This is a genomic window from Sphingomonas sp., assembly GCF_017304635.1.
Taxonomy (GTDB): domain Bacteria; phylum Pseudomonadota; class Alphaproteobacteria; order Sphingomonadales; family Sphingomonadaceae; genus Sphingomonas.
Genome location: NZ_JAFKMA010000004.1, coordinates 38,650 through 64,455, shown reverse-complemented (window position 1 = coordinate 64,455; position 25,806 = coordinate 38,650). Strand labels below are relative to the sequence as shown.

22 protein-coding genes and 1 tRNA gene are annotated in these 25,806 nt (G+C 64.4%); 17 read left to right on the top strand and 6 right to left on the bottom strand.

Going from position 1 to position 25,806, the window contains the following annotated elements:
• Positions 1-7: 7 nt before the first annotated feature.
• From J0I47_RS12040 to J0I47_RS11985, 12 genes are all read left to right on the top strand, one after another.
• Positions 8-553 (top strand): RNA polymerase sigma factor, encoded by a 546-nt coding sequence (locus J0I47_RS12040; RefSeq protein ID WP_294047227.1) that lies wholly within the window; start codon positions 8-10, stop codon positions 551-553.
• Between the two features lies 1 nt (position 554).
• Positions 555-1,508, top strand: a complete 954-nt coding sequence (locus J0I47_RS12035) for a FecR domain-containing protein (protein WP_294047226.1) — start codon at positions 555-557, stop codon at positions 1,506-1,508.
• The gene (locus tag J0I47_RS12030; RefSeq protein WP_294047225.1) at positions 1,462-3,864 is read left to right on the top strand and encodes a TonB-dependent receptor; all 2,403 of its coding nucleotides are present in this window, start codon (positions 1,462-1,464) and stop codon (positions 3,862-3,864) included. Before J0I47_RS12035 ends, J0I47_RS12030 begins: the two co-directional genes overlap by 47 nt.
• Positions 3,861-4,718 carry a ubiquinol oxidase subunit II gene (cyoA, locus tag J0I47_RS12025; RefSeq protein ID WP_294047224.1) on the top strand — a complete coding sequence of 286 codons (858 nt, stop codon included), beginning with the start codon at positions 3,861-3,863 and terminating at the stop codon, positions 4,716-4,718. Before J0I47_RS12030 ends, cyoA begins: the two co-directional genes overlap by 4 nt.
• Entirely contained in the window at positions 4,718-6,694 is a 1,977-nt protein-coding gene (gene cyoB, locus J0I47_RS12020) for a cytochrome o ubiquinol oxidase subunit I (RefSeq protein ID WP_294047223.1), read from the top strand. Before cyoA ends, cyoB begins: the two co-directional genes overlap by 1 nt.
• On the top strand, positions 6,691-7,308 hold the full coding sequence (locus tag J0I47_RS12015; protein WP_294047222.1) for a cytochrome (ubi)quinol oxidase subunit III: 618 nt from the start codon (positions 6,691-6,693) through the stop codon (positions 7,306-7,308). The genes cyoB and J0I47_RS12015 overlap by 4 nt, the downstream gene beginning before the upstream one ends.
• Entirely contained in the window at positions 7,305-7,682 is a 378-nt protein-coding gene (gene cyoD, locus J0I47_RS12010) for a cytochrome o ubiquinol oxidase subunit IV (protein ID WP_294047221.1), read from the top strand. Before J0I47_RS12015 ends, cyoD begins: the two co-directional genes overlap by 4 nt.
• A gap of 52 nt (positions 7,683-7,734) precedes the next feature.
• Positions 7,735-9,021 carry a hypothetical protein gene (locus J0I47_RS12005; RefSeq protein WP_294047220.1) on the top strand — a complete coding sequence of 429 codons (1,287 nt, stop codon included), beginning with the start codon at positions 7,735-7,737 and terminating at the stop codon, positions 9,019-9,021.
• Positions 9,018-9,746 carry a 4-hydroxy-tetrahydrodipicolinate reductase gene (gene dapB / locus J0I47_RS12000; RefSeq protein WP_294047219.1) on the top strand — a complete coding sequence of 243 codons (729 nt, stop codon included), beginning with the start codon at positions 9,018-9,020 and terminating at the stop codon, positions 9,744-9,746. The genes J0I47_RS12005 and dapB overlap by 4 nt, the downstream gene beginning before the upstream one ends.
• The gene (nth, locus tag J0I47_RS11995) at positions 9,743-10,414 is read left to right on the top strand and encodes an endonuclease III (protein WP_294047218.1); all 672 of its coding nucleotides are present in this window, start codon (positions 9,743-9,745) and stop codon (positions 10,412-10,414) included. Before dapB ends, nth begins: the two co-directional genes overlap by 4 nt.
• A complete protein-coding gene (locus tag J0I47_RS11990) occupies positions 10,414-10,776 on the top strand; it encodes a hypothetical protein (protein ID WP_294047217.1) in 363 nt (120 codons plus the stop codon). Before nth ends, J0I47_RS11990 begins: the two co-directional genes overlap by 1 nt.
• A gap of 234 nt (positions 10,777-11,010) precedes the next feature.
• Positions 11,011-11,087: transfer RNA gene (locus J0I47_RS11985), tRNA-Arg, on the top strand.
• 139 nt (positions 11,088-11,226) lie between these two features.
• Here the strand turns inward: J0I47_RS11985 and J0I47_RS11980 are convergent.
• Genes J0I47_RS11980 through J0I47_RS11955 form a run of 6 tightly spaced genes read right to left on the bottom strand, consistent with a single transcriptional unit; the run spans position 11,227 to position 18,164 of the window.
• Positions 11,227-12,642: a hypothetical protein gene (locus J0I47_RS11980; protein WP_066514271.1), complete on the bottom strand. Its 1,416-nt coding sequence runs from the start codon at positions 12,640-12,642 to the stop codon at positions 11,227-11,229.
• Complete coding sequence (locus tag J0I47_RS11975) at positions 12,639-14,372, bottom strand: SIR2 family protein (protein ID WP_203310738.1); 1,734 nt, start codon at positions 14,370-14,372, stop codon at positions 12,639-12,641. Before J0I47_RS11975 ends, J0I47_RS11980 begins: the two co-directional genes overlap by 4 nt.
• Before the next feature lie 58 nt (positions 14,373-14,430).
• Positions 14,431-15,093 (bottom strand): hypothetical protein, encoded by a 663-nt coding sequence (locus J0I47_RS11970; RefSeq protein ID WP_294047216.1) that lies wholly within the window; start codon positions 15,091-15,093, stop codon positions 14,431-14,433.
• Positions 15,038-16,210 (bottom strand): XRE family transcriptional regulator, encoded by a 1,173-nt coding sequence (locus tag J0I47_RS11965; RefSeq protein ID WP_294047215.1) that lies wholly within the window; start codon positions 16,208-16,210, stop codon positions 15,038-15,040. Before J0I47_RS11965 ends, J0I47_RS11970 begins: the two co-directional genes overlap by 56 nt.
• Positions 16,207-17,598: a 7-cyano-7-deazaguanine synthase gene (locus tag J0I47_RS11960; RefSeq protein ID WP_203310735.1), complete on the bottom strand. Its 1,392-nt coding sequence runs from the start codon at positions 17,596-17,598 to the stop codon at positions 16,207-16,209. The genes J0I47_RS11965 and J0I47_RS11960 overlap by 4 nt, the downstream gene beginning before the upstream one ends.
• The gene (locus J0I47_RS11955) at positions 17,595-18,164 is read right to left on the bottom strand and encodes a hypothetical protein (RefSeq protein WP_203310734.1); all 570 of its coding nucleotides are present in this window, start codon (positions 18,162-18,164) and stop codon (positions 17,595-17,597) included. The genes J0I47_RS11960 and J0I47_RS11955 overlap by 4 nt, the downstream gene beginning before the upstream one ends.
• 225 nt (positions 18,165-18,389) lie before the next feature.
• Here J0I47_RS11955 and J0I47_RS11950 point away from each other — a divergent pair, with 225 nt between their 5' ends.
• From J0I47_RS11950 to J0I47_RS11930, 5 genes are read left to right on the top strand one after another with little or no spacing between them, the layout of a single operon-like run.
• Positions 18,390-18,566 carry a hypothetical protein gene (locus tag J0I47_RS11950; protein WP_203310733.1) on the top strand — a complete coding sequence of 59 codons (177 nt, stop codon included), beginning with the start codon at positions 18,390-18,392 and terminating at the stop codon, positions 18,564-18,566.
• Positions 18,563-21,343 (top strand): DNA methyltransferase, encoded by a 2,781-nt coding sequence (locus J0I47_RS11945; protein ID WP_294047214.1) that lies wholly within the window; start codon positions 18,563-18,565, stop codon positions 21,341-21,343. The genes J0I47_RS11950 and J0I47_RS11945 overlap by 4 nt, the downstream gene beginning before the upstream one ends.
• Positions 21,340-23,385: a pseudomurein-binding repeat-containing protein gene (locus tag J0I47_RS11940; protein ID WP_294047213.1), complete on the top strand. Its 2,046-nt coding sequence runs from the start codon at positions 21,340-21,342 to the stop codon at positions 23,383-23,385. Before J0I47_RS11945 ends, J0I47_RS11940 begins: the two co-directional genes overlap by 4 nt.
• A complete protein-coding gene (locus J0I47_RS11935; protein ID WP_203310730.1) occupies positions 23,378-24,568 on the top strand; it encodes a GIY-YIG nuclease family protein in 1,191 nt (396 codons plus the stop codon). Before J0I47_RS11940 ends, J0I47_RS11935 begins: the two co-directional genes overlap by 8 nt.
• A complete protein-coding gene (locus J0I47_RS11930) occupies positions 24,565-25,596 on the top strand; it encodes a hypothetical protein (RefSeq protein WP_203310729.1) in 1,032 nt (343 codons plus the stop codon). Before J0I47_RS11935 ends, J0I47_RS11930 begins: the two co-directional genes overlap by 4 nt.
• Positions 25,597-25,806: the final 210 nt, after the last annotated feature.

Sequence of the window (25,806 nt, the reverse complement as noted above, 5' to 3'; positions counted from 1 at the left end):
GGCGAGCGTGACGGATGCGGGCCTCCGGGCCATCTTCCTCGAACAGCGGCCGATGCTGTTGCGGCTGGTGACGGCGCGCCTGGGCAATCGCGACGATGCCGAGGACGTGTTGCAGGACATGTTCTTCAAGATCGACAGTCTGGCGACGCAGCCGATCGCGCAGCCGGCGGCGTTCCTCTATCGCGTCGCCAGCAACCTGGCGACCGACCGCCGCATCGCGGAAGGGCGGCGCGGCGCGCGCGATTCGGCGTGGCTCGACGTGCAATCGACCGCCGACGAACTGCCCGATGCCGAACGCGCCGCGATCGCGCGCAGCGAGCTCCGGGTGGTCGAAGGGGCGATCGACGACATGCCCGAACGCATGGCGACCGCGCTGCGCCTGTTCCGAGTCGAGGGGCGCGCGCAACGCGACATCGCGGCCGACCTGGGCATCACCGTCAGCGGCGTCGAAAAGCTGTTGCGGCGTGCCTATAAACAAATTCACGATCGCCTGTCCGAAAATGGTGCGGGTCCGGCGAAACTGAATCGTCTATCAGACGAAAGGGGCACCTGACGTGCAGCTCGAACGGGCGGACATTGTCGAAACGGCGATCGGCTGGCATCTGCGCCAGGCCGAGATGTCGACGCTCGACTGGGCCGCTTTCGTCGACTGGCTTGAGGCCGATCCGGCGCACGCCGCCGCGTTCGACGCCGTCGCGCAGGCCGACCGGATGGTCGCCGACGCGACCTTCCCTGTGGTCGCCGCCAATGACGACGCGCCGCTCGCGCCGCACGAACGAGGCCGCTGGCGCTGGTTCGCCGGCAGCGGCGCGGTCGCCGCGCTGATCGCGGCGCTGCTGGTCCCGGCCGCGCTGGTCAAGCATGGCGCACCCTACGACGTCTCGACCAAGGCCGGCGAACGCCGCACCGTCGCGCTCGGCGATGGCACCAGCATCGAGATGAGCGGCGGCACCACGCTGAAGCTCGACCGCAACGACGCGCGCGTCGCGACGCTGGAAAACGGCGAGGCGACCTTCCACGTCCGCCACGATGCCGGCGCGCCGTTCACGCTGACCTCCGGCGCGCTGACCGTTCGCGACCTCGGCACGGTGTTCAACGTCGCGCGCGACGGGCAGCGGTTGTCGGTCGCGGTGTCGGAAGGCGCGGTGATGTTCCAGCCCGACCGCGAGGCGGTGCGGCTCGGCGCCGGCGACGTGCTGACCGCGCACGAGGATAGCGGCCGCGTCACGCGCGAGAAGGTGTCGCCCGACACGGTCGGCGGCTGGCGCAGCGGTAGCCTGAGCTTCCAGGGGCAGTCGCTCGGCGAGGTCGCGGCGACGCTCAACCGGCTCTACGCCTTCGACATCGTGGTCGACGCCGACTTGTCCGCGCGGCCCTTTACCGGCATGGTTCGCCTTTCTGGCGCCGCCGATCGGGACGTTCCGCATCTGGCCGCTTTGATCGGGGCGGGATGGCGGCGTGATGGCAGTCGGTGGATCTTGTCGAGCGGGGCGGCGGCGACGCGCTGACGCCGTCGCGCTGACGATCCTGCTGGCGGCGGCGTGGCCCGCACCGGCTTTTGCCCGCGACCCGATAATTGCCCTTCCCGCGACGACGCTCGACATCGCGCTGACCACGCTCGCGCGGCAGGCGGGGGTCGAGATCATCAGCACCGAGCCCGGATTGCGATCGGTGCGGACGCGCGGCGTGCAGGGCGCGCTGCCGGTCCGGGCCGCGCTCGACCGACTGCTCGACGGCACCGGCTACCGCGCGGTGTCGCTCGCCGGCGGCGGCTATCGCGTGGTCCGCGGGCAAGCGACCAGGATCACCAAACCGCCCCGCCGCCCCGCCCCGCCGCCGCCTTCACCGACCGAACCGGCCAGGCCGGCCTCCGACATCATCGTCACCGCCAGCAAGCAGCGCATCCCCCTGCTGCGCTATCCCGGCAGCCTGACCTCGGTCGGTGGCGCCCCGGCTTTGCAGGCGCAGGCGACCGGCGACGTCAGCGACACCGCGCGCGCCGTCCCGATCCTGCAAAGCACGCAGCTCGGCATCGGCCGCAACAAGGTGTTCATCCGCGGCATCGCCGATTCGAGCTTCAACGGCGCCAGCCAGGCGACCGCGAGCGTCTATCTCGACGACGTCCAGATCAACTATACCGGCGCCAATCCGGGCCTGCGGCTCTACGATATGCGCGCGATCGACGTGCTGGAGGGGCCGCAGGGCACGCTCTACGGCTCGGGCGCGATCGGCGGGGTGATCCGGTTGACGTCGAACCCGGTCAATCTCGGCCGCGTCGCCGGCTCGGTCGCGGGCGGCACCACGCTGACCGAGCATGGGTCGCCCGGCGGCGATATCGCGGGCATGCTCAACGTGCCGCTGGTGCGCGATACGGTCGGCTTGCGCGCCGTCGCCTATGGCGTCCATGACGGTGGCTATATCGACGATTCCAGCCGCAAGCTGACCGACATCAACCAGGTCGACACGGTCGGCGGGCGGCTCGCGCTGCGCGTCGCGCCGGGTACCGGCTGGCGGATCGAGCTGAGCGGCGCGGCGCAGCGGATCCACGCGGCCGACGGCCAATATGCCGACAGCGACACGCACCCGCTGGAACACCGCGCCCGCTTCGCCCAGCCGTTCACCAGCGACCTGCTGCTCGGCCGGCTGCTGGTCGAGAAGAACTGGTCGAGCGGGCTCAACTTCGTCTCGGCGACCGGGTTCGTCGTCAACCGCGCGCTCGACACGTTCGACGCGAGCGCGCTGGGCGCCGGCGCGAACCCGCCGGCGGTCGTCTACAACGCGGACAACAACAAGCAGCTGCTCGCGACCGAGGCACGGCTGTCGCGGTCGGTCGCCAACGGCGATTCCTGGGTGCTCGGCTTCACCCTTGCCAGCGCGCGCGATATCCTCAACCGCTCGGTCGGCATGCCGGGCGCGGAAGCCGAGATCATCGGCGTGACCAACGTCACCAAGGCGGCATCGGTGTTCGGCGAAGGCACGATCGCGATCCTGCCCAATTTCTCGATCACGGTCGGCGCGCGCGCGACGACGGCGCGCGTCGACGGCCAGCCGTCGAGCCGGCCGCGGTCGAACGACTATGTCGCCGGGCGCTCGACCCGGCGCGTCGATCCGACGGTCGGGCTGTCGTGGCGGATCGCGCGCCGCTTTGCCGCGTTCGCGCGGTTCCAGACGGGCTATCGCACCGGCGGCCTCGCCGTCGCGACGGGGGTCGGCCGCGTCGCCGATTATCAGGCGGACAATATCGCGGTCGGCGAGATCGGGGTGCGCCGCCTGCGCGACGGGCCGACCGGGATCGCGCTGTCGGGCAGCGTGTCGATCGCCAAGTGGAACAACATCCAGGCCGACCTCATCAGCCGGCGCGGCGCGCCCTACACCGCCAATATCGGCGATGCGACGATCCAGACGGTCGAGGGCAATGTCGACTGGGTGCCGCTCGCCGGGCTGCATGCGGGTGCCGCGTTCCTCTACACCCACAATCAGGTCAGCGGCCCGATCGCCGATCAATCGCGGCGCGACAATCGTCGGCTGGCGGAGACGCCGCCGTTCGCCGCGCATGCCGAACTCGGCTACGAATGGCGTGCCGGTGCGGTGACACCGCGGCTCGCGGGATCGGTCGGCTATGTCGGGCGTTCGGTGCTGGGAACCGGCGACCTGTTCGACATCAGTCAGGGCAATTACGCGACGGTCGGGCTATCGGGCGGGGCGAAATGGCGCAATCTCGATCTCTCGGTGACGGTCGACAACCTGACAGACGTGCGCGCCAATCGTTTCGCCTACGGCAACCCCTTCCTGTTCGCGTTTCGCGGGCTGGTGACGCCGCCGCGCCCGTTGAACGTCCGCTTCGGCATCGCCGCATCGTGGTGAGCCGCGCCCGCGCCGCGCTCGTCCTCGCGCTGGCGAGCGGGGGGTGCGCGCCGGCGGCGGTACTGGACCCGGCGGGGCCGGTGGCGGCGCACGAGCGGCTGATCCTGCTCGATTCGCTCGGGATCATGCTGGCGATCGTGGTGCCGACGATCCTGGCGACGCTCGCCTTCGCCTGGTGGTATCGCGCCGGCAACGCCCGCGCCACATACCGTCCCGACTGGGCCTATTCGGGGCAGCTCGAGCTGCTGGTGTGGTCGGTTCCCGCGCTGGTCGTGATCTTCGTCGGCGGGATCGCGTGGGTGAGCAGCCACGACCTCGACCCCGCGCGGCCGATCGCCGGTGCCGCGCCGCTCGACGTGCAGGTCGTCTCGCTCGACTGGAAATGGCTGTTTCTCTATCCCGGCCAGAACGTCGCGAGCGTCAACCGGCTGGTGGTGCCGACGGGGCGGCCGGTGCGGCTGACGCTGACCTCGGCGAGCGTCATGAACAGTTTCTTCGTGCCGCGATTGGGCAGCCAGATTTACACGATGCCAGGGATGGCGACGACGCTCAACCTGCGTGCGGACGCGCCCGGCCGCTATCGCGGGCTGTCGGCCAATTACAGCGGCAAGGGATTCTACGGCATGCAGTTCGCGGTCGATGCCGTGCCCGCGGCGCAGTTCGACGGCTGGGTGGGACAGGCGCGCCAGGCGCAGGCGGTGCTCGACGTTCCCGCCTATCGCGCGCTGCTCGGCGACGGCGAACGCGTCGCGCCCGCCACGTGGCGCGGGGTCGCGCCGGGGCTGTTCGACGCGATCGTGCGCAACGCCGGCACCGCCAAGGCACGGCCCGCCGTCGACGGACGGAGCCAGTGATGCTGGGGCGGCTGGGCTGGAGCGCGTTTCCGCTGCACGATCCGATCCCGCTGGTCGCGTCGCTGGTGGTCGCGATCACGCTGATCGCGACCTTGCTGTGGACGTGGCGCGCGGGGCATTTCCCCTATCTGTGGCGCGAATGGGCGACCAGCGTCGATCACAAGCGGATCGGCGTGATGTATTGTGCGCTGGCCGGGGTGATGCTGCTGCGCGGCTTCTCCGACGCGCTGCTGATGCGCTCGCAACAGGCGCTGGCGTACAACGCGCCGGGCTATCTCGAGCCCGACCATTATGCGCAAATCTTTTCCGCGCACGGCACGATCATGATCTTCTTCGTGGCGATGCCGTTCATGATCGGGCTCATCAACTTCGCCGTGCCGCTCCAGCTCGGCGTGCGCGACGTCGCCTTTCCGACGCTCAATTCGGTCAGCTTCTGGCTGACCGCGACCGGCGCGCTGCTGGTCAATATCAGCCTGTTCGTCGGCGAGTTCGCGAAGACCGGCTGGGTGATCTACCCGCCGCTGTCGGAGCTGCGCTTCTCGCCCGGGGTCGGGGTCGATTACTACCTCTGGGCGATCCAGATTTCGGGGCTCGGCACGCTCCTGACCGGAGTCAATTTCGTCACCACCATCCTGAAGACCCGCGCGCCAGGCATGGGATACTGGCGGATGCCGATGTTCTGCTGGACCAGTCTCGCCACCAGCCTGCTGATCGTCGCGGCCTTCCCGATCCTGACCGCCGCGCTCGGCATGCTGACGCTCGACCGCTATCTCGGCTTTCACTTCTTCACCAACGAAGCCGGCGGCAACGCCATGATGTTCGTCAACCTGTTCTGGGCCTGGGGGCATCCGGAGGTCTACATCCTGATCCTGCCGGCGTTCGGCGTCTTCAGCGAAGTGGTCGCGACCTTTTCGGGCAAGCGGCTGTTCGGCTATCGTTCGATGGTGATCGCGACGCTGGCGATCTTCCTGCTGTCGTTCCTGGTCTGGCTCCACCATTTCTTCACGATGGGGGCGGGGGCGGACGTCAACGGCTTCTTCGGCGTGACGACGATGATTATCGCGGTGCCGACGGGGGTGAAGGTCTTCAACTGGCTGTTCACGATGTACGGCGGACGGCTGCGCTTCACGACCGCGATGCTGTGGTCGGTCGGGTTCATGGTGACGTTCGTGATCGGCGGGATGACCGGCGTGCTGCTCGCCGTGCCGCCGGCCGATTTCCAGCTGCACAATTCGGTGTTCCTGGTCGCGCATTTCCACAACGTCATCATCGGCGGCGTGCTGTTCGGCGCGTTCGCGGGGGTCAATTACTGGTTCCCCAAGGCGTTCGGGTTCCGGCTCGACGAGACCTGGGGCAAGCGCAGCTTCTGGCTGTGGATCACCGGTTTCTACGTCGCGTTCATGCCGCTCTACTGGCTTGGGCTCGACGGGATGACGCGGCGGCTGGTGCGTTATGACGTGCCCGAATGGCATGTGTGGCTGCTGGTGGCGGGCGGCGGCGCGCTACTGATCCTGGGCGGGATCGCGTGCCAGATCGTCCAGCTGGTCGTCAGCATCCGCCATCGCGACGCGTTGCGCGACGCGACCGGCGATCCGTGGGACGGCCGCACGCTCGAATGGTCGACATCCTCGCCGCCGCCCGAGTTCAACTATGCGATGCTGCCCCGGGTCGATGGCGAGAATGCCTATTGGAGCATGAAGCGCCGCGCCGAGGCGGAGGCCGCACGGCCGGATTACGAGGATATCGAGCTGCCGCGTAATTCGGCGACCGGGTTTGTGTGCGCGTTCTTCGCGACGCTGATGGGGTTCGCCTTGGTGTGGCACATCTGGTGGCTGCTCGGGCTCGGCTTCCTGGGCGCGTGGGCGACGTTCGTCGTGTTTGCCTGGCGCGACGAGGAGCATCGCGTGATCCCGGCGGTGGAGGTCGCGACGATCGATCGCGCGCACCGCGCCGCCGCGCGAAAGGCTGCGGCATGAGCGCGCATGCCGCCGATCCAAATGCGATCCCGATCAGCGAGCGCGGGCCGGCGCCCAAGGAGATCGTCGTCGCCTATGGCTTCTGGATCTTCCTGCTGTCCGACTTCGTGCTGTTCACCGGCTTCTTCGCGGCGTTCGCCGTGTCGGTTCCCGCGACCGCGGGCGGGCCGGGGCCGCGCGACATCGTCGAGCTGCCGCTGGTCGCGACCGAGACCGCATTGCTGCTGCTCTCCACTTTCGCCTGCGGGCTCGCCGGCGTGGCGATGGCGGTCAAGCGGCCGGGGCTGTTCCAGCTGGCGATGGCGGCGACCGCGTTGCTCGGCGCCGGCTTCCTCGCGATCGAGGTCGGCGAGTTCGCGCACCTGATCGGCCAGGGCAACGGGCCGCAGCGCAGCGCCTTCCTGTCGAGCTTCTTCGCCCTCGTCGGCTGTCACGGCGTCCACGTCACGCTCGGTCTCGTCTGGCTGACGACGATGATGGCGCAGGTCCGCACCAAGGGCTTTCGCGCCGACATCCGCCGCCGCACCGCGTGCTTCATGCTGTTCTGGCACGCGCTCGACATTGTCTGGGTCGGCATCTTCACCCTGGTCTATCTGTTCGGAGCCTATGCATGAGCGAGGACGAGACCGGCGATACCGCCCCCGGCGATCATGAGAGCGAATCGCCCGCGAAGGTCATTGGCGGCCTGACGGTCGGGTTCGTGCTCGCGAGCTTGCTGACGGTTGCGGCGTTCGTGCTGCCGACGACGGGGCTGGTCTATGGCCCCGCCATCCCGGTCGCGCTGATCGCGCTGGCGGTGGGACAGATGGGGGTCCACCTGGTGTTCTTCCTCCACATCACGACCGGGCCGGACAACACCAACAACGTGCTGGCGCTGGCGCTCGGCGTGCTGATCGTCGGGATCGTCCTGATCGGGTCGGTGTGGATCATGTGGCACCTGAACCATAACATGATGCCGCCCGGCATGCTGGAGCGGATGCAGCGGTAACACCGCGCCGCGGGGTCTTTGCCGCGTCGTCGCTGCGCGCTAGACCTGCGGCATGAGGTTTGCGTGGATGCGTTGGGTCGCCGCCGTGTTGCTGCCCGCGCCGGTCGTGGCGCAAGTCGTGCCGCCAACCGTCACCACAACCATCGAGACGCCCGCCGACGCGATCCGCCAGGATGCCGGCGAATATGCCAGGGCATTCGGCGTCGGCGCCGCAGAGGCCGAGCGCCGGCTGATCGCGCTCGACGCTAGCGTCGTGGCGACCGACCGCATCGCCGACGCGTATCGCGACCGGCTGGCCGGCATCTCGATCGAGCATCGCCCCGCGCTGCGCATCGTCGTCGCGCTGACCGGCGACGCGCCGGTGCCCGACGAAGCGGTGAGCGCCGGCGGGCTGACCCTGCCGATCATCTTCCACACCGGGGCGAAAGCGACGCGCGACCGCGTGATCTGGGCGATGACCTATCACCAGGCGGCGATCCGCGCCGCGCTGCCGCGCCCGCCCGCGATGGGGCTCGACCCGCGGACGGGCGAGCTCGTCGTGGTGATCGGTTCGACCGGCGGCCAGCCGCGCGAGGCGTTGCGCGCGCGGATCGCGGCGATCGCCGGGGTGCCGACGCGGCTGCGCGTGCTCGACCAGGTCGACGTCAATCTGAGCGCGCCGGTGCCGTTGGCGCCCGTACCACTCGCGCTGGGCGGCGCGCGGCTCGAGGGGACCAGCCCCGACGACGGCAAGCGCTATCTCTGCACCGCCGGCTTCGCGGTGACCGACGGCACGCGCTACGGCATCGCCACCGCCGCGCATTGCGTCGACCAGCTCGACTATGTCGCCGCCGACCACAGCATCGCGCCGCTCCCCTTCGTCCACCAATGGGGCTGGGGCTATCAGGACGTGCAGATCAACCAGGCCGCCGGTCCGCTCCCCGGCCTGCTGTTCGCCGACACCGCCAAGACGATCGAACGCCCGGTGCTGGGGCAGCGCGCGCGCGACAGCACTCGCGCGGGCGAGTTCGTCTGCCATCGCGGCGAACGCACCGGCTATAGCTGCGCGACGGTCGAGCTGACCGATTTCGCGCCGGCGGGCGACCTGTGCGGCGGGCCGTGCCTGCCGACCTGGGTCACCGTTGCCGGCCCGACGTGCAAGGGCGGGGACAGCGGCGCGCCGGTCTTCGTCGGCACGACCGCGTTCGGCATCGTCAAGGGCGCGACCTATCGCGACGGCGCGTGCGCGTTCTACTTCTACATGTCGACCGACTATATCCCGCAGCCATGGCATCTGGTGCTCGGGGCGCCCATCCCCCCTGTCGCGCCGCCGGTAATTGGGGCAAGGGGGTCGCCATGACCGCGATCGGCATCCTTGGCAGCGACGGGCGGATGGGGCGTGCGATCGCCGCCATCGCCGCGGATCTCGGCGCGAGCGTGGCGGGCGGGATCGACGCCGGCGGCGATCCGCTGGCGCTGGCGCGGGCGAGCGACGTGCTGGTCGATTTCTCCGCGCCGTCCGCCCTGCCCGAACATCTCGACGCGGCGGCGGCGGCGGGGACGGCGATCGTCGTCGGCACGACCGGGCTGTCGGCGGCGCACCACGCCGCGATCGACGAGGCGGCGCTGCGCGTCGCGGTGCTCCAGACCGGCAACACCTCGCTCGGCGTGACGTTGCTCGCGCGATTGGTGGCGGAGGCGGCCGCGACGCTCGGCGCCGACTGGGACGTCGAGATCGTCGAGGCGCATCACCGGCATAAGGTCGATGCGCCGTCGGGCACCGCGCTGCTGCTCGGCGAGGCGGCGGCGGCCGGGCGCAACAGCGCGCTCGGCGACCTGAGCGTGGTCGATCGCGCCGGGCTGACCGGGGCGCGGGCGGAAGGGACGATCGGCTTCGCCTCGGTGCGCGGCGGCTCGATCGTCGGCGACCATCAGGTGATCCTGGCCGGGGCGGGCGAACGGATCGAGCTGATCCACCGCGCCGACAACCGCGAAATCTTCGCGCGCGGCGCCGTACGCGCGGCGCTGTGGCTCGCGGGCCGGCCGGCCGGGCGCTACCGCATGGCCGAGGTATTGGGGTTGTGAAGAAAGAAGACGTCTTCGAATTCTTCTCCCGCCTCGCCGCCGACAATCCCCATCCCGAAACCGAGCTCGAATACGGCAACGCCTACCAGTTGCTGGTCGCGGTCGTGCTGTCGGCGCAGGCGACCGATGTCGGGGTCAACAAGGCGACGCGGCGGTTGTTCGCGGACGTGACGACGCCCGCGCAGATGGTCGCGCTGGGCGAGGCGACGCTGAAGGAACACGTCAAGACGATCGGCCTGTTCAACACCAAGGCGAAGAACGTCATCGCGCTGAGCGAGCAACTGATCGCCGACCATGACGGCCAGGTGCCGGCCGATCGCGATGCGCTCGAACGGCTCCCCGGCGTCGGCCGCAAGACCGCCAACGTCGTGATGAACGTCGCGTTCGGCGCGGAGACCTTCGCCGTCGACACGCACATCTTCCGCGTCGGCAACCGCACTGGCCTGGCACGCGGCAAGACCCCGCTGGCGGTCGAGCTGAAGCTGGAGAAGGTCGTCCCCCAGCCGTTCCGGGTCCACGCGCATCACTGGCTGATCCTGCACGGCCGCTACGTCTGCAAGGCGCGGACACCCGAATGCTGGCGATGCGTCGTTTGCGACCTGTGTGCGTTCAAACCCAAGACGCCCGCGCCCAAGGTCAAGGGTGCGGCAAAGCGAGGAGAAGGCTGATGCGTCCGATCATCTGGCTGGCCGCCGTCGCGGCCGTCGTCACCCCCGCGATCGCGCGCGACCGCGGCGTTCCCGCCGCCACTCCGGCCGGCAAGGCGGTCGATTGCGTCAACACGACCGACATCCAGCAGACTCACGTCCGCAGCGACCAAGTGATCGACTTCGAGATGCGCGGCGGCCGCACCTATCGCAACACGCTGCCCTATGCCTGCCCGTCGCTCGGGTTCGAGCAGCGGTTCGGCTACAAGCTGTCGACGACGCAATTGTGCTCGGTCGACACCATCACCGTGCTGCAGTCGGGCGGGATGCGCGGGCCGAGTTGCGGGCTCGGCCAGTTCCAGCCGGTGACGATCGCGAAGTAACGGCGCGAACCTGGCTCGACGCAAAAGGCTGGCGCGCGCGCCCCCGCTTTGCTAGCGCACGCGCCCAGGCACCCGTAGCTCAGCTGGATAGAGCGCTGCCCTCCGAAGGCTGATGTCAAGCGGAACGAATGTGAGAAGGAGGTCGAAAAACACTTGAAATACAGCGCTTTGAGAGCACCGAGGTTGGCGCTTTCAACTCTCAGATTTTTCGCGTAAGCACCGCGTAAGCATAATGCACCCGTAGCTCAGCTGGATAGAGCGCCACCCTCCGAAGGTGGAGGCCACACGTTCGAATCGTGTCGGGTGCACCAAATTCCGCCGCCGGGCGCCGTTTATGCGCGTAAGCCGCACAGGCTACGATCGGCGCAAACTCAGTGTTTGCATGATCGTAGGCACGGCGGTCATCGACGGGAAAAAAGTTCGAGTCCTGTGGGGTGCAACGAACTTTCATTACATGAAGAATCGGAATTGGTAGGGTGTGCTGCCAAGATTCGTCATGCGCTTGAGGACACGCGCAAGCACCTTCGCATAACTCATCGTTACGGGTAGCGGATCATACAGCCCATCATTGTTCCAGTTCATCTTCGACAAGGCGAGCGCCGCGCGGGCGCTGTCGTCCCACGTGCCGTGCCCGGCATGGCGGACAAGTCGGATCGGACGCGGCGTGCCGCGCTGACCCTGAAAATAGGTTTTCGATCCCAAAGTCTCCACGGCGCCGTGCATCCACAGTAGTGCCTCGCGCTCGCCAAGCCCGATCAGTGAGCCACGCTTGACTGGAAACGCCGCCGCCTTACCTCCGGGACTGGCCTGGTCGCGTTCCCAACGCGCGCCGCGCCAGCCCACATCCTCGACCACTTGGATCAAATCGACCGCTTCGCACAGCGGTAGCGCCTCGAAACAGCCGAGCACTTCGGCATCTTTGAACTCGGTTGATTTGTGGACCATCACCCGGCGCGGCGAGCGTCCGCCATGTCGGTGGCGATACAGCGTCATCGACCGCGTGATGACACGGAACATCTCGGCCTGTGACAAAAAGGGATTATCGCGTTGCACCTGCACATCTGCCGTGTCGTAGGCGATAAATTCCAGGCCAGCGCCCTCCGCGTCGAACACCTGGCTACAACAAGTCACAAATCGCGGTTTGTCGGCACCGTTCGACCGCACCGCATAGGAAATGCCGATATAGGCTGTTTCTGGATCCACGTCGGCTAGCTTCCAGGGAACGCCGCCGGCCTTGGCATACAGCGCCAGCCCGACTCGCCACATCACGCTCGCACGGCAGCGATAAGCGAGCGCCTTGTCTTCGCGAACGATCTGGATCGGCATCCCGCGCGCGGCCGTATAGGCTTTGAGATGATCGTGGAGATCGAAATCGTCCCCCGTGCCATAGAAGCCACGCTCCCATCGCTGCGGTAGGTAGATGAACAAGACGTCGAACTCGCTGCGGAACGCCTCAAGCGGCTGGATCGCACGAACGAGCTGTTCGGCGAGCAACACGTGCGGCATCGCCGATTGCGCCATCTCGCTCTCAAACGATCCGTCCAGCTCGACACGGCATTTCTTGGTTGCCGCCGTCACGCGCATGTCGAACACGGTATTGAAGCCCGGCCAATCCGGCAGATAGTCGGTTCGCTCGACCGGGCGCACGCTCTGGCTCAGCTCACGCATGAATGCGAACAGTCGCTCGGACTCGCCCTTCGGGGCCAGCGTCGCTACGCGGATCGGCGATTGCACCAAACCGCGCGAATGGGGGCCGAACCGCTTGAGCCCGCGCAGCGGATGAATGTCCCGCTCGCTCGTTCGCTCGGGATGAAACACCAGCTCGGGTTCCGGATACCATATGGTCGGGGCGATCTCGCTCGTCATGGCTGTACCAGCTTAGAGAAGGCCGTGTTTTTCCCGACTGCGAAGCGAGCATCGATCCCGTCGCCAATCGACAGCGCCGGAAGCGCTTCGCCGGCAAGGTGCTTTGCCCAAAAATCGATAAGCCGATCGAGGTCACGATTATAGCGTTTCACCGTCCGTTCGCGCGCGAAATCGGCGGTGATCGCTTTGGTCGCGTCCGTGACACCCTCAAACACGATCTTTGGATCAAGCAGCAGCCAAAGACCGTCGTCCGCCCAGTCAAGCCGGACCCCGACCCCCTCGTGCCATTTCAGGTCCGGGTGTTTGGGCATGGTGCCAGTCGTCTGACGAGTTATCGCGCGAAGCCCATCCCATGCGCTGTCGGCGGCATCTACTGGCACGAGCAAATCAGCGCTGCGGCGGCGGATCGCACGAACATTCTTGGCGGCACACAGCGCCTCTACCAAGGCGTCGCGTAGCAGGCCACGTTCGCCGGACTCATAGCGCAGGCGCCGCTTCTCGAAGGTGGCCAGATCGAACGCAGTGATTCCGAACGGGTCGAACACTCGACGGAACTCGGCATCGCTGCCGAAACCGAGCACGCCCGCTTGCGTGCGCGTCACGATCAGGCGTGCGTTCGCCTCGGCGACAGCGGAGCGCGCCGCTGCGACACCCTCGATCGTGCATACCAGCTTGCGGCAATTGGCCGGGATGGTGACGGCAAGCCCGTTGAGCCGAATGAGGGGCCAGCCCCGCTGGCCGGAGGGCTCGGGAGCGCCCGACACGCGCGACCGTCCTGTTGCCAGTGCGTTGAGAGCGGATGTGTCGAGCGCGGGCAGCAGCCGCACGAGATCACGCAATATCTCATCGAAGCTCTCAATCCGCACCAGCCCGCACTCAACGCCCGCGTCGCTGGCGCGCTGGAGAAGTCGGATGACCCGTCCGAGCGGTGGATCGCTGCCGCGATGCAGCCAGAACAGTCCGCCAGGATAACCGCCCGGCTGATCGAGCGCCGTTTCAAGCGCGTCCATCACTGAATCGTCGCGTCCGCTGTAGCCGGCGGCTACGAGGCCGGATCGTCGGCAGGTATCCACGAGCTGCTGACGAAGCGCGGCGTCCTGCTGACGCAGCTCATCGGTCGTGTTCTTAAGCCGACGCGAGCGGAAATCGCCGTGCAGCTTCACTGCGATCGGCCATTTTTGCGCGCCGATCAATTGCCCCGCCAGTTCCGGAGCGTCGAGTGCAACGACGCTCAACGTGCCAGTTGTGCCATACGTTCTCGCGCAGGCATCTTCGATCAAGTGGTCGAAATTGGTCGTCCAGACGAGCTGAGTGTGGCCCGCTTTTAGAAGCGAGGCGAGGGCAAGATGGCCATAGGCCAGCTTCGCGCCGCTAATCATGCCTTGAATAAAAGTCGTGCGATCGCGCTCTACCGGGTAGGTTGCTTCGAAGAGCGCCGCGTATTCATCCGGCGAGCCCGGCGACGGTAGTCGCTCGGAACTCGCAATGTGCGAGTCTAGCAGCGCGCGGATCGCAGGATTTCCGAGATCGGCGACACTCTGCGGCGACGCCTTGCGTTGGGCAACGAACAACGTTTGCTTGAATTGCCAGATCATATCCCAAGCGCTGGGGATGCCGGCTGAAACCGACGCACCCGCGCCAAGGAGCCACATTAATTGGCCGGGGCGCAGCGCGAAGCGCCGCGCAAAATCATCGCTCGATAGCTCGCTCGGGCTCGTTATGCTCTCCATTCGACCTGCCTAACCGATCCACAAGCCTTCGCTAGCAGATTTTGTTCTCTAATGGTTCTTAGCCGGTCAAGCGCGAAGCCGCCGATTGCCGCCATGCCCCGGGCAGGCTGCGGCACTCTCGGCAACGATCCGGTCCTAGGAGTTCACAGACGCCAGCAAGATGGCGCTCGGGGACACGCATACGTGCGACCGTCAGCGCCAGGAACAAACATTTGCTGAGACCATCGGCCTGAAAGGACGACACGATCGGATCGGCAAGAAGCAGATCCGTCGTGCTCATGACGATAAGCGCGGGATAGCGGTCGGCGCACAAGTCGGTGGCTTTACGCTCATCGATCAGCGCGCCCGCTCCCGAACCGAGCGCATATGCGATTGTTGCCGCCTCGCCATCATCAAGTGTGAGGCTCGTCGGACCAGCGACGAGGTCCAGAAACACAGCTTCGTCGGTAGAACTGAGCGAAACCTCGCGGATCAAACCTACCTCGATCAGCCTTGCAACCTCGGCGGCAGTTTGCCGACCTTTCGCGCGCCCATTCTCAAGCTCGCCGAGCGCAGTCGTCGTGATGACGAGTTCCGCCGGCGACGATCGGAGAATGTCCTCGGCGCAGCCTGTCGCGACGAGGTTGATCCAGACGCTGGCATCGCCGACGAGCGATGCCGCCCGCTCAAGCCAGGAGGATTGGCGACTCATCGTCGACCGCTCCTTCAGCTTCAAATTCATCGATCATCTCGCGTGCTTCGACGCGGTCGATATGAAGAAGGCGCGCCAACTGCCCCTCGCTCAGAAGACCACGCCGCCACGCCTCACTCGCAAGGAGGCTCATGCGCATCGACACTTGCCGAGCGGCATCGGTCTTAGCTGGATCGGGCGGTATCGCGTCGCCGAGCACTTCGTGTGCTTGCTCGTCCGTGATGCCGCCGTGCTCCTTAAACCAGTCCCAGGTGCCGGATTTAGTAAGGCCGAGTTCCTCGAGTCTCCGCACCATTGCTTCGCGCGACACACCGAAGGCGTGTGCAAGAATAATGATATGGCGGCGAGTGAGCCGCGCGGCACCGGCGGTGACATCCTGAAAGCGGGCGGCAACCGCTCGGGCGGGCGTCAGAAAGCAGCGCGCGAAGGCGTTAGCGTAGCGCTCTTCCCGCGAAGCTTCAGGCGAATCCGCATAAAGCGCATCCGGTGCGCGGCGGGTGGAAATGAAGTGGCCGGTCTCATGGGCCCCGGTCTGCGTGCGCCGGTCGCGAGGATGCAACGCGTTCAACAGAATGCAGGCACCGGCAACTTCGTCGAACGCATAGAGTCCCGAAATCCGGGCCGGCAACTGCCGGACGAAGACGCGCGCGCCCAGTTGGACTTCCAGCAGGCTGACCATATCGTGGACCGGTGCCATGCCAAGCCCTAGCCACTGGCGCAGTTCGCTCGCGTCCTGCTCGGCTTGGAGCAAGACGTTGCCGGGCAGCAGGGGGCGCTCCGGCGGGTCGTTGCGCGCGCGCTTGATACCGAGCAGGTTTTCCAGTTCCAGCTCCGCCTGGACGAGGCTGTTAAGCAAAGCGACGGCCTCTTCGACTTCTGCATCGCCTTCACCGGCCCGCCGGAAGCGGGGGCGCAAATCGACCTTCGCACTGCCCTGGCGCAGCAGCACGTTGAGTGACACGCGATACAGGGCAGCGAGCTTCTGAAGTTCTTCGAGGCGCGCGCGGCGCTGCCCTTGCTCGATGGCGACTAGCGTGGTGCGCGCGACATTCAGCGCCTGGGCCGCCGCGGCCTGGGTCAGCTTCGCATTCTCCCTGGCGTCGCGTAGCAGCTCTCCAAGCGCTTCCGAGGTCAGGCTGCCTGTCACCGCTGCCACGGCGAGACCTGCGCGAGCTTGGCGACGAAGGAATTCGGCCCGAGACTCTCTTGGAACGCGAGCCATTCGGCGCGATGACGCGCAAGCAACGCCAAGAGGTTCGCCTCCGCCTCGGACGACGACATCCTGAGAGCATCGGCGGTTTCACGGGCGACGCGGGCAACCGCGCGACTATGGATAGCAGAACCGGAGAGCGAGGCCAGATGGTCGAGGTGGAGTACGCCGGCGATGGCATGTTCGCGGAGCGACGGGGTCATCAGCGTGAAGCCCGCGACCGCGCCTTTCTCGATCTCGGGGGCGGACAGGTCCTCCCAGATGTAGTTGGCGGCAGGCTCCTCAACGCCGGCCGCATGCATGCTGAGGCGGCGCAACATGCAGGCAGCGCAGATACCGCATTGCCGGCGCTTGTGCTCAAAGCTTACCTGCCGAGCACCCTGCCAGCACGAGCGGGTGTTCGCCCAGTTGGGCGGCTGCGCGAGGTTCTGCGCCGCTGTGACGGTCTCGCCCTTGGTCGACCAGATGCGGGGATACTCGTAGTGCGGCGCCTTGCCGGTCAAGGCTGCGAACAGCGCTTCGATCCGACGGGTAAAGGCGGGATGGACCCGATAGTCAGGGTGGCTTTGCCCCAAGGTGACGAGGATCGGACCAAGGGCGCCCTGACCGCTCTCGGTCACTACGATCCGCTCTACATTGGCGAGCGCCGCAGCGATGCCTGTAATCACTGCGAACTTGAAACCCCGCGACCGCGCCGACGATTCGACCCTTTGGCCGACATCGAACCGCACCTGATAGGGCACCGACATGAAGCGGCGTTCGCGGGGATCCTTTGAGTGAGTGTCGCCGCCCTTGGTGCCAAGGCGGACGCGCACGAGCCCGCCCTTTTCGGCCTCATCGACGAGCGCCGAAACAGCGCGGGAGTCCACACCGTCGCTATACGGCATGATCACGCGGTCGCGAACGTCGAAGCCGAGGGAGCCCTGTCCCACGCGCTCAATGTCGCGCATGCGTTGCACGAAGCTGACGATCCACTGATCGCCCGTTAGGAACGAAAGAGCATCCTCGAGTGCATTGTGGACTGCGGAATCCTCCCAACGATCGAGCGAATGGACGCCAACACGTAGGTCGAAGGACCGCGCCCAGCCCCACGCCGGGCGTTTGACGCTAAGATCGCAATATTCGACAGCGGCCGCGATGACGAGGAGGTCGACAAGTTCTGGACGCCAGCCGGTATAGAAATAGCTCTCCAGCCCAGCGATTGAGAGATTGATCGCGGACCCGAGGTTGGCGGCGATCGCGCCGTCGCGAACGGCCGCGTCAAGCTCAACCGCATCGACCACGAACGCGGTCTCGCGTGAGGCATGATAGGTGCGGGCGGTCATAGCGGAACTCCAGCGTCGAGATCGGTGAATTGGGCGCGGGTGCGGCGCGTCAGCGGCTCGCCCGTCCGCAGTGCGGCACGCGCAAGACCAGACAGATCGATTTGGCCGTGCGCCGCCTCGAAGCGGTTCCGCACAAACTCCGCGTTGCGGATGCTGTCGTCACGGCGGACATGCTCTTCGACCTGACGGTAATTGCAGAGCAGGCGGTCGGAGAGTGCTTCCTCGGCGGCGAACTGGACGGCATCGGCGCCAGTGCGTCCGGTTACTACGGCATCGATCGCGTTGCGAACGAACGACGCCTCCAGCGGCGAGGCGCAGCCGCGCCGGAGCGCACCGAGATCTGCCAGAACCTGGTCCGCGAAGAGGGCCTGCTGCCCCAAAGGAGCAACAACGGAGGTGACTGACCCAACAAGTGCCTGCCGGACTTCGGCGCGCCAGTCGGCGTGTGACGCGCGCGTCACGCTTTCGACGATCTCGTCTTGAGAGAACGCCTCCTTGTAAGCGCACTTTGCTGCATGCCGCCAACGAGGCTTCATCGGAAGAGATTTGTACGGGCCATCGCTCATCGAATCGTGCTCCCCGCACCTTAAATGAAACGACCTTCTGACATTGTCAATATAGACTGATCGATAACCTGACATCTCGCTGTTCTGGTAGGTGACGCGTGACCGCGGCGGATGAGGCGTGGACGCCTTAAACTTCAGTGTGTTGCGCGTGAGCGAGCAACAAGTTGCCACCCCCACGCTGGAAAGCGATGGCGCCATGTGTATCCATCGGGTACACGTGGCGCCATGAAGGACACGGGGCTTCGCATCCGCATCGAACGCGATCTAAGGGAGAAATTCCTTGCAGTCTGCCGCGATCAGGACCGACCCGCCGCGCAAGTCATTCGCGAATTCATGAAGGGCTATATCAGCGCCCACGGTAGTGATGCGGGTGCGGCAAGTGGCGGGCTTGAAAGGAAATGAACGCGGTCGAGATCGAGGAAGCTGTCAGCGCACTGGCCGAACGTCCGTTCGACCCCGCCGAGTTTCCGTTCGCGTTCCTGCAAGCCTTCGGCAACAAGGAAACTACCATCAAGCGCCTGCGAAGCGGCGTTTCGAATAAATCCGACCTCGGCGGCGTCCTTCAAACCAACAACATCCATATCGTCACCTGCGCTGCGGGTGAGGTCACACATACCCTTTCCACGCTCAAGGCGAGTTCCGCCACCTTGCGGGCCAAGGCGCGGTTTGTGCTCGCGACCGATGGAGACACGTTCGAGGCGGAAGACCTCGAGAGTGGCGAGACTGTTGCATCCGCCTATGGCGAGTTTCCTGACCATTTCGGCTTCTTCCTGCCGTTGGCGGGAATTTCGACCGTCAAGCAAATCCGCGATAACTCGTTCGACATCAGGGCGACTAGCCGCCTCAATCGCCTCTATGTAGAGCTTCTGAGGGACAATCCCGATTGGGGTACGGCCGAGCGCCGCCCCGACATGAATCATTTCATGGCGCGCCTGATCTTCTGCTTCTTTGCCGAAGACACGGACATCTTCAGCAAGACAGGGCTATTCACCGACACCATCGATCAGATGAGCGCGAAGGACTCCTCGAACACCCATGAGGTGATCGGCACGCTCTTCCGCGCTATGAACATCAAGAGCGAAGACAGGAGTTCGGCGTCGCTGCCCCGTTGGGCCGAGCCCTTTCCCTATGTGAACGGCGGACTGTTCTCGGGGAACATGGACGTGCCGCGTTTCAGCCGTATCGCACGATCCTATTTGATCCATATCGGCAAGCTCGACTGGAAACAGATCAATCCCGACATTTTCGGCTCGATGATCCAGGCCGTCGCCGACGACGAGGAGCGCGGCGCGCTCGGGATGCACTACACCAGCGTTCCTAATATCCTGAAGGTGCTTAACCCGCTGTTCCTCGACGACCTGCGCGAGCGCCTTGAAGAAGCGGGTGAAAACCCGCGGACGCTTCTCAACCTGCGCAAGCGCATGTCGAAGATCAGGGTATTCGATCCTGCCTGTGGCAGCGGAAATTTCCTCGTGATCGCCTACAAGGAAATGCGCGCCATTGAAGCGAAGATCAACAAGCTGCGGGACGAAGCCGATCGACCGTCCGAAATTCCCGTGACGAACTTTCGGGGGATCGAGCTGCGCGACTTCCCAGCGGAAATCGCGAGGCTTGCGCTCATAATCGCGGAATACCAATGTGACGTGCTCTATCGCGGCCAGAAACTGGCACTTGCGGACCTACTGCCGCTTGACGCCCAGAACTGGATTTTCCGAGGCAATGCCCTGCGACTGGATTGGCTGAGCATCTGCCCGCCGACCGGCACGGGCGTGAACCTGGTAGGCGATGACCTCTTCAGCACGCCGCTGGATCAAGCCCAGATAGACTTCGAGAATGAGGGCGGCGAAACCTACATCTGCGGAAACCCGCCTTACCTCGGAAGCAAGTGGCAGAACGACGATCAAAAGGACGATCTGAAAGCGATTTTTGATAGCCGCACGCCGGCATGGAAGTCCCTCGACTATGTCGCCGGCTGGTTCATGAAGGCGGCAGATTACGGTCTGAGATCGAATGCCTCTGCTGCATTCGTCTCCACCAATTCCGTGTGCCAAGGACAACAGGTTCCGATCCTGTGGCCCTTGATTTTTGAGACGGGCCACCAGATTTCCTTCGCCCATACCTCGTTCAAATGGGCCAATCTGGCAAGCCACAACGCCGGTGTGATTGTGGCCATCGTCGCCATCTCACGGGATGCGCCAGCCTCCAAGCGGCTGTTCTCCATTGCCGATGATGGTGCGGTGATCGAACGGCAGGTAAGCAACATCAACGCCTACCTTGCGGCAGGCTCCAACACTTCGGTCGAGGCGGCACGGAGCCCGATCGGAGGGCTATCTCCGATGCTCTTTGGGAACATGCCACGAGACGGCGGCCACTTCATTTTGTCCGCAGATGAGCGGAGGCAGGTCCTCGACCAATATCCCGAGCTGGCTCGGTTCGTTCGGCCGTATCTGGGCTCCGAGCAGATGATCCAGGGGAAGCCCCGCTGGTGCGTGTGGATCGAGGCTAAAGATTCAGAGTTCGCGGCCGAGCACCCTTTTTTGCAAGCGTTATTAGGCCGAGTGCGCGATTTCCGTACCAGCAGTGCAGCCGCATCGACGCGGGATTTCGCTTCCAAGCCCTATCGTTTTGTCCAGATCGCGGGCACAGCCGAGCGCTACACACTGGCCGTGGCGAAAGTGTCGTCCGAACGACGGTCCTACCTACCGGTCCACCTATTCGATCGGGAGACGATCGTAAGCGATCTGTTGTTCGCCCTCTACGATGCACCATTGTGGAATATGTCTATCGTGGCGTCGCGGCTTCACCTGGTCTGGGTCGCTACCGTCTGCGGAAAGCTGAAAACAGACTTCCGATACTCCAATACGATCGGCTGGAATACCTTTCCGGTTCCGATCCTCACCAACAAAAACAAGGCCGACCTGACACGATGCGCGGAAAATATTCTCCTCGCCCGTGAGGCTCATTTTCCTGCAACGATCGCCGATCTCTACGACCCTGAGCACATGCCGACTGACCTGCGGGAGGCGCATGAGCACAACGACGAGGTTCTGGAGCGCATTTATATCGGGCGGAGATTTCGCAACGATACGGAGCGGCTGGAGAAGCTGTTCGATCTTTACACCAAGATGACCACCGCGCAGGGCGAAACCAGAAAACGCAGGGCGGGGGCAAGCGCATGACCGACGAGAAGAAATCCGTACCCTCCGTTTCGGTTTCCTATGCCCGCAACGGTGCTTCGACAAAAGCCAATGCACTCGGCATGCGGCCCATGCAGGAGCGCGCCTACGAAAAGCGCGGCGAGCAATACCTTCTTATCAAATCGCCGCCCGCATCGGGAAAAAGCCGCGCGCTCATGTTCATCGCGCTCGACAAGCTGGCGCATCAGGACGTGAGGCAAGCCATCATCGTCGTGCCGGAAAAATCGATCGGCTCAAGCTTCAACGACGAGCCCCTCACCAGATACGGCTTCGAGGCCGACTGGCACGTCGAGCCGAGGTGGAACCTCTGCAACGCGCCAGGCGGGGACAACGGCGGGAAGGTCAAATCCGTCGCCGCCTTCCTCGAAAGCGACGACAAGGTGCTGGTTTGTACCCACGCCACGTTCCGCTTCGCTGTGGACGAGTACGGCGTCGAGAAATTCGACGACCGGCTGATCGCAGTGGACGAGTTCCACCACGTGTCCGCCAATCCCGACAACAAACTCGGTCAACACCTTGGTCAGTTCATGGCCCGTGACCGCGTGCATATCGTCGCCATGACGGGCTCATATTTTCGCGGAGATGCCGAAGCTGTTCTCGCCCCCCACGACGAGACCAAATTCGAAAGCGTCACCTATACCTATTACGAGCAGCTCAACGGCTACGAGTATCTCAAGCAGCTCGACATCGGATACTTCTTCTACTCCGGCTCGTATGCCGACGACATTCTCGGCGTCCTCGACCCTGCTGAGAAGACCATCATCCACATTCCGAACGTCAATTCGCGTGAGAGTACGAAGGATAAGATCAAGGAGGTGGAACACATCATCGGCGAGTTGGGCGAATGGCAGGGAGCCGATCCGCTCACAGGTTTCCAGCTCGTCAAAACGCCCGAGGGGCGCATCCTGCGCATTGCCGATCTCGTCGATGACGATCCGGCCAAGCGGGATCGCGTGTCGCTGGCGCTCAAGGATCCCGCGCAGAAGAACAACCGCGATTTCGTGGACATCATCATCGCGCTCGGGATGGCGAAGGAAGGCTTCGACTGGATTTGGTGCGAGCATGCGCTGACAGTCGGATACCGCTCCAGCCTTACCGAGATTGTCCAGATCATCGGTCGTGCGACGAGAGACGCGCCGAATAAGACCCGCGCGCGCTTTACCAATCTGATCGCGGAACCCGACGCTTCGGAGGCGGCTGTTACCGAAGCGGTCAACGACACGCTCAAGGCCATCGCCGCCAGCCTTCTCATGGAACAGGTGCTTGCGCCGCGCTTCGAGTTCAAGCCGAAGAATCCGGCAAGCGGCCCTACGCCTGGCTTCGACTATGGCGAAGGCGGGTACGATCCCGCGAAGTGCAATGTCGGCTTCAACGAGCAGACCGGCCACTTCCAGATTGAGATCAACGGGCTTGCCGAGCCCAAATCCAACGAAGCCGCGCGCATATGTCAGGAAGACCTCAACGAGGTGATCGCGGCCTTCGTGCAGGACAAGACCGCGATCGAGAGAGGCCTGTTCGACGAGGAGCTTGTGCCCGAGGAACTTACGCAGGTGCGTCTCGGCAAGATCATAAAGGATAGGTATCCCGAGCTGAGCGACGAGGACCAGGAGGCCGTGCGCCAGCACGCCATCGCCGCGCTTACCCTGACGCAGCAAGCGAAGAAGCAAACCGATGGCGAGCCGAGCGCCAACACCGCCCTGATCGACGGCGTGCGTAAGTTCGCGCTCAGTGTCACAGAACTCGACATCGATCTTATCGACCGGATCAACCCGTTCGGCGAGGCCTACGCCATCCTTGCCAAAACGATGAGCGAGGAAAGCCTCAAGCAGGTCGCCGCCGCCATCGCCGCCAAACGCACGACCCTCACGCCCGAAGAGGCCAAGGAACTGGCCGTGCGCGCCGTGAAGTTCAAGAATGAGCGCGGACGGCTTCCCTCTATCAGTTCGACCGATGCGTGGGAAAAGCGCATGGCCGAGGGCGCGGCCGCCTTTGTCCGCTTCAAGGATGAGGGACGCTATGAGTGATCTCGACCTTGATGAGCTGCGCGAAGAACTGGCGGAGTTTGCCCAGCCGGAAAAGAAGGGCGGGCGCACCCCGCGCGAGGAGCGCATCATTGCGGGTTTCGAGGAAATCCAGCGATTCACTGAGGAGCATGGCCGCGCTCCGAAACACGGCGAAGACGGGGATGTCTTTGAGCGGCTCTATGCCGTCCGGCTCGATCGCCTTCGCGGTCTGGAAGAGTGCCGCTCCCTTCTAGCGCCGCTCGACCATCAAGGATTGCTGTCTGGCGGGGAGAACACTTCCGCTTCGCCCGTCGAGGAAATGGACGAGGACGAGCTGTTCGCCGAGCTGAAAGGCGCGGCAGGATCGGCGGACATCACCGAGCTTCGTCATGTGCGAACGACCGCCGAAAAGCGTGCAGCAGAGGAAATTGCTCACCGCGAGCGGTGTGACGATTTTGATCGGTTCAGACCGTTATTCGAAGCCATTCAGGCCGAGATCGATTCCGGCCTGCGCGAAACGCGTCCGTTCGAAATGAAAGCGGAGATCGGCTCTGGCGCATGGTTCATCGTCAGCGGGCAAAAGGCCTATGTCGCCGATATGGAGGAGGTCTTCATCAACGCGCAGGGCAAGACCGATGCGCGGCTCCGTGTAATTTTCGACAACGGCACCGAGAGCAACATGCTCATGCGCTCGCTCCAGCGGGCGCTCCATAAGGACGAGGCCGGAAGGCGCATTACCGACCCTGTTGCAGGGCCGCTGTTTTCCGGTGAGCACGCCGGCGATGATCTGGCTTCCGGCACCATCTACGTTCTCCGGAGCAAGTCCGATCATCCCACCGTCGCCGCCAATCGCGATCTGGTTCACAAGATCGGCGTGACGAATATGAGCGTCGAACAGCGCATCGCGGGCGCGCGTTTGCAACCCACATTCATCATGGCCGACGTGAAGATCGTCGCCACCTACGACCTCTTCAACATCAACCGTGCGAAGCTGGAGCGTCTCATCCACCGCGTTTTCAATCCCGCGCGGCTGGACATCACCATCACCGATCGCTTTGGAAATCCTGTCGTGCCGCAAGAATGGTTCCTCGTGCCGCTGTTCGTAATCGACGAAGCGGTCGAGCGCATCAAAGACGGCTCGATCACGGGGTTCGTTTACGACCCGAGCAAAGCCGCGCTCGTTCCATCGGGGGACGGGGCATGAAGCTACGCACTTTCCTTCATAGCGATCAGAATTCGCCGACGACCTTGTCGGAGATACAAAGAGCGCACGATTGGATCGCCTCTGAGGAATTTTTCGGGATATTCGCGTACGCCACCCAATCCGGAGCTTCCTCATTCAGCATCGCCATGGCGCCTGCCTTTTGGGTCGGAACGCAATCGCGCTGGCTGTTCGGACTAGATTACGGACGGACCCAGCCTCAAGCTCTCAGGATCATTAGCGGAAAACCGAATGCCGAGGTTCGCGTTTATGATGGTGCCTGGATCGTCGAGCAGAACGGATTTCTACCGCGCCGGGATTTTCACGCGAAATCATCGATATTAGCGAACCGGACCAACGGGCGGTTTGGCATGATCGTCGGTTCCGGAAACTTTTCCTCGAATGGCCTGCGTAAGAGCATCGAGGCGGGTGCCACTCTTCGCACCGACGTTCAGGCTGAATACGAAAGCAAAATCCGCAACATCGAGACGATGGCAACTGACCTTTGGGCGCAAGCGACGCCTTTGGCCGATATTCTTGATGTTTACGAGGAACGCTGGAAGGCAGACTTTGCGGCAGTAACGGCGGAGGAAGAAGCGCAAGCCGACCAGCCAGCTTCCGATATTTTCTGGATTGAGGCTGGTTACGTCACGCAAAATCGCGGGCCGGATCATCCTGGCAATCAGATTGATTTCCCGAGAGGCATGAGCCGGTATTTCGGCTTCAATCCACCTGACGATCTGGCCAAAAACTCAGTGATTGGAACCATCACCTTTGACCCGCCGAGTGGCGGTCTTGTTTCGCGAGACCTCAGACTCGGCAACAATCTGATGGAGAAGATCACTCTACCGATCCCCGAAACCCACGGTCTCGATCTCTATGACGGCAAGGTTCTGGTTTTCCAGCGCTCGGCAAATCGCTTTAAAATGTGGGCGCTGGAAGCTGACGATTTCGTCACGGCCTTCGGTAGCAGACTATATGACGTCAAGGCCATGGGAAGCGGGAGACGGTACGGACAAATCGCTGCTTAATAGATCAATATGGCCGCCCCCTTGACGGAGCCCGCTTGCACCCCTGCAGTAGTGGTCAAAGGCGGTGACGGCGGCGTTATGCGCGGCTTGTCGGTCCGAGACGGCTCTAAGGTAGTGCAAACGGCGATTCGTATTCGTTATCTTTATCCAGGGTGGGGCGCCACGCCCCTCAGGGCTGGCGCAATGGGTTAGAGCGAAGCTCCCCAGTGT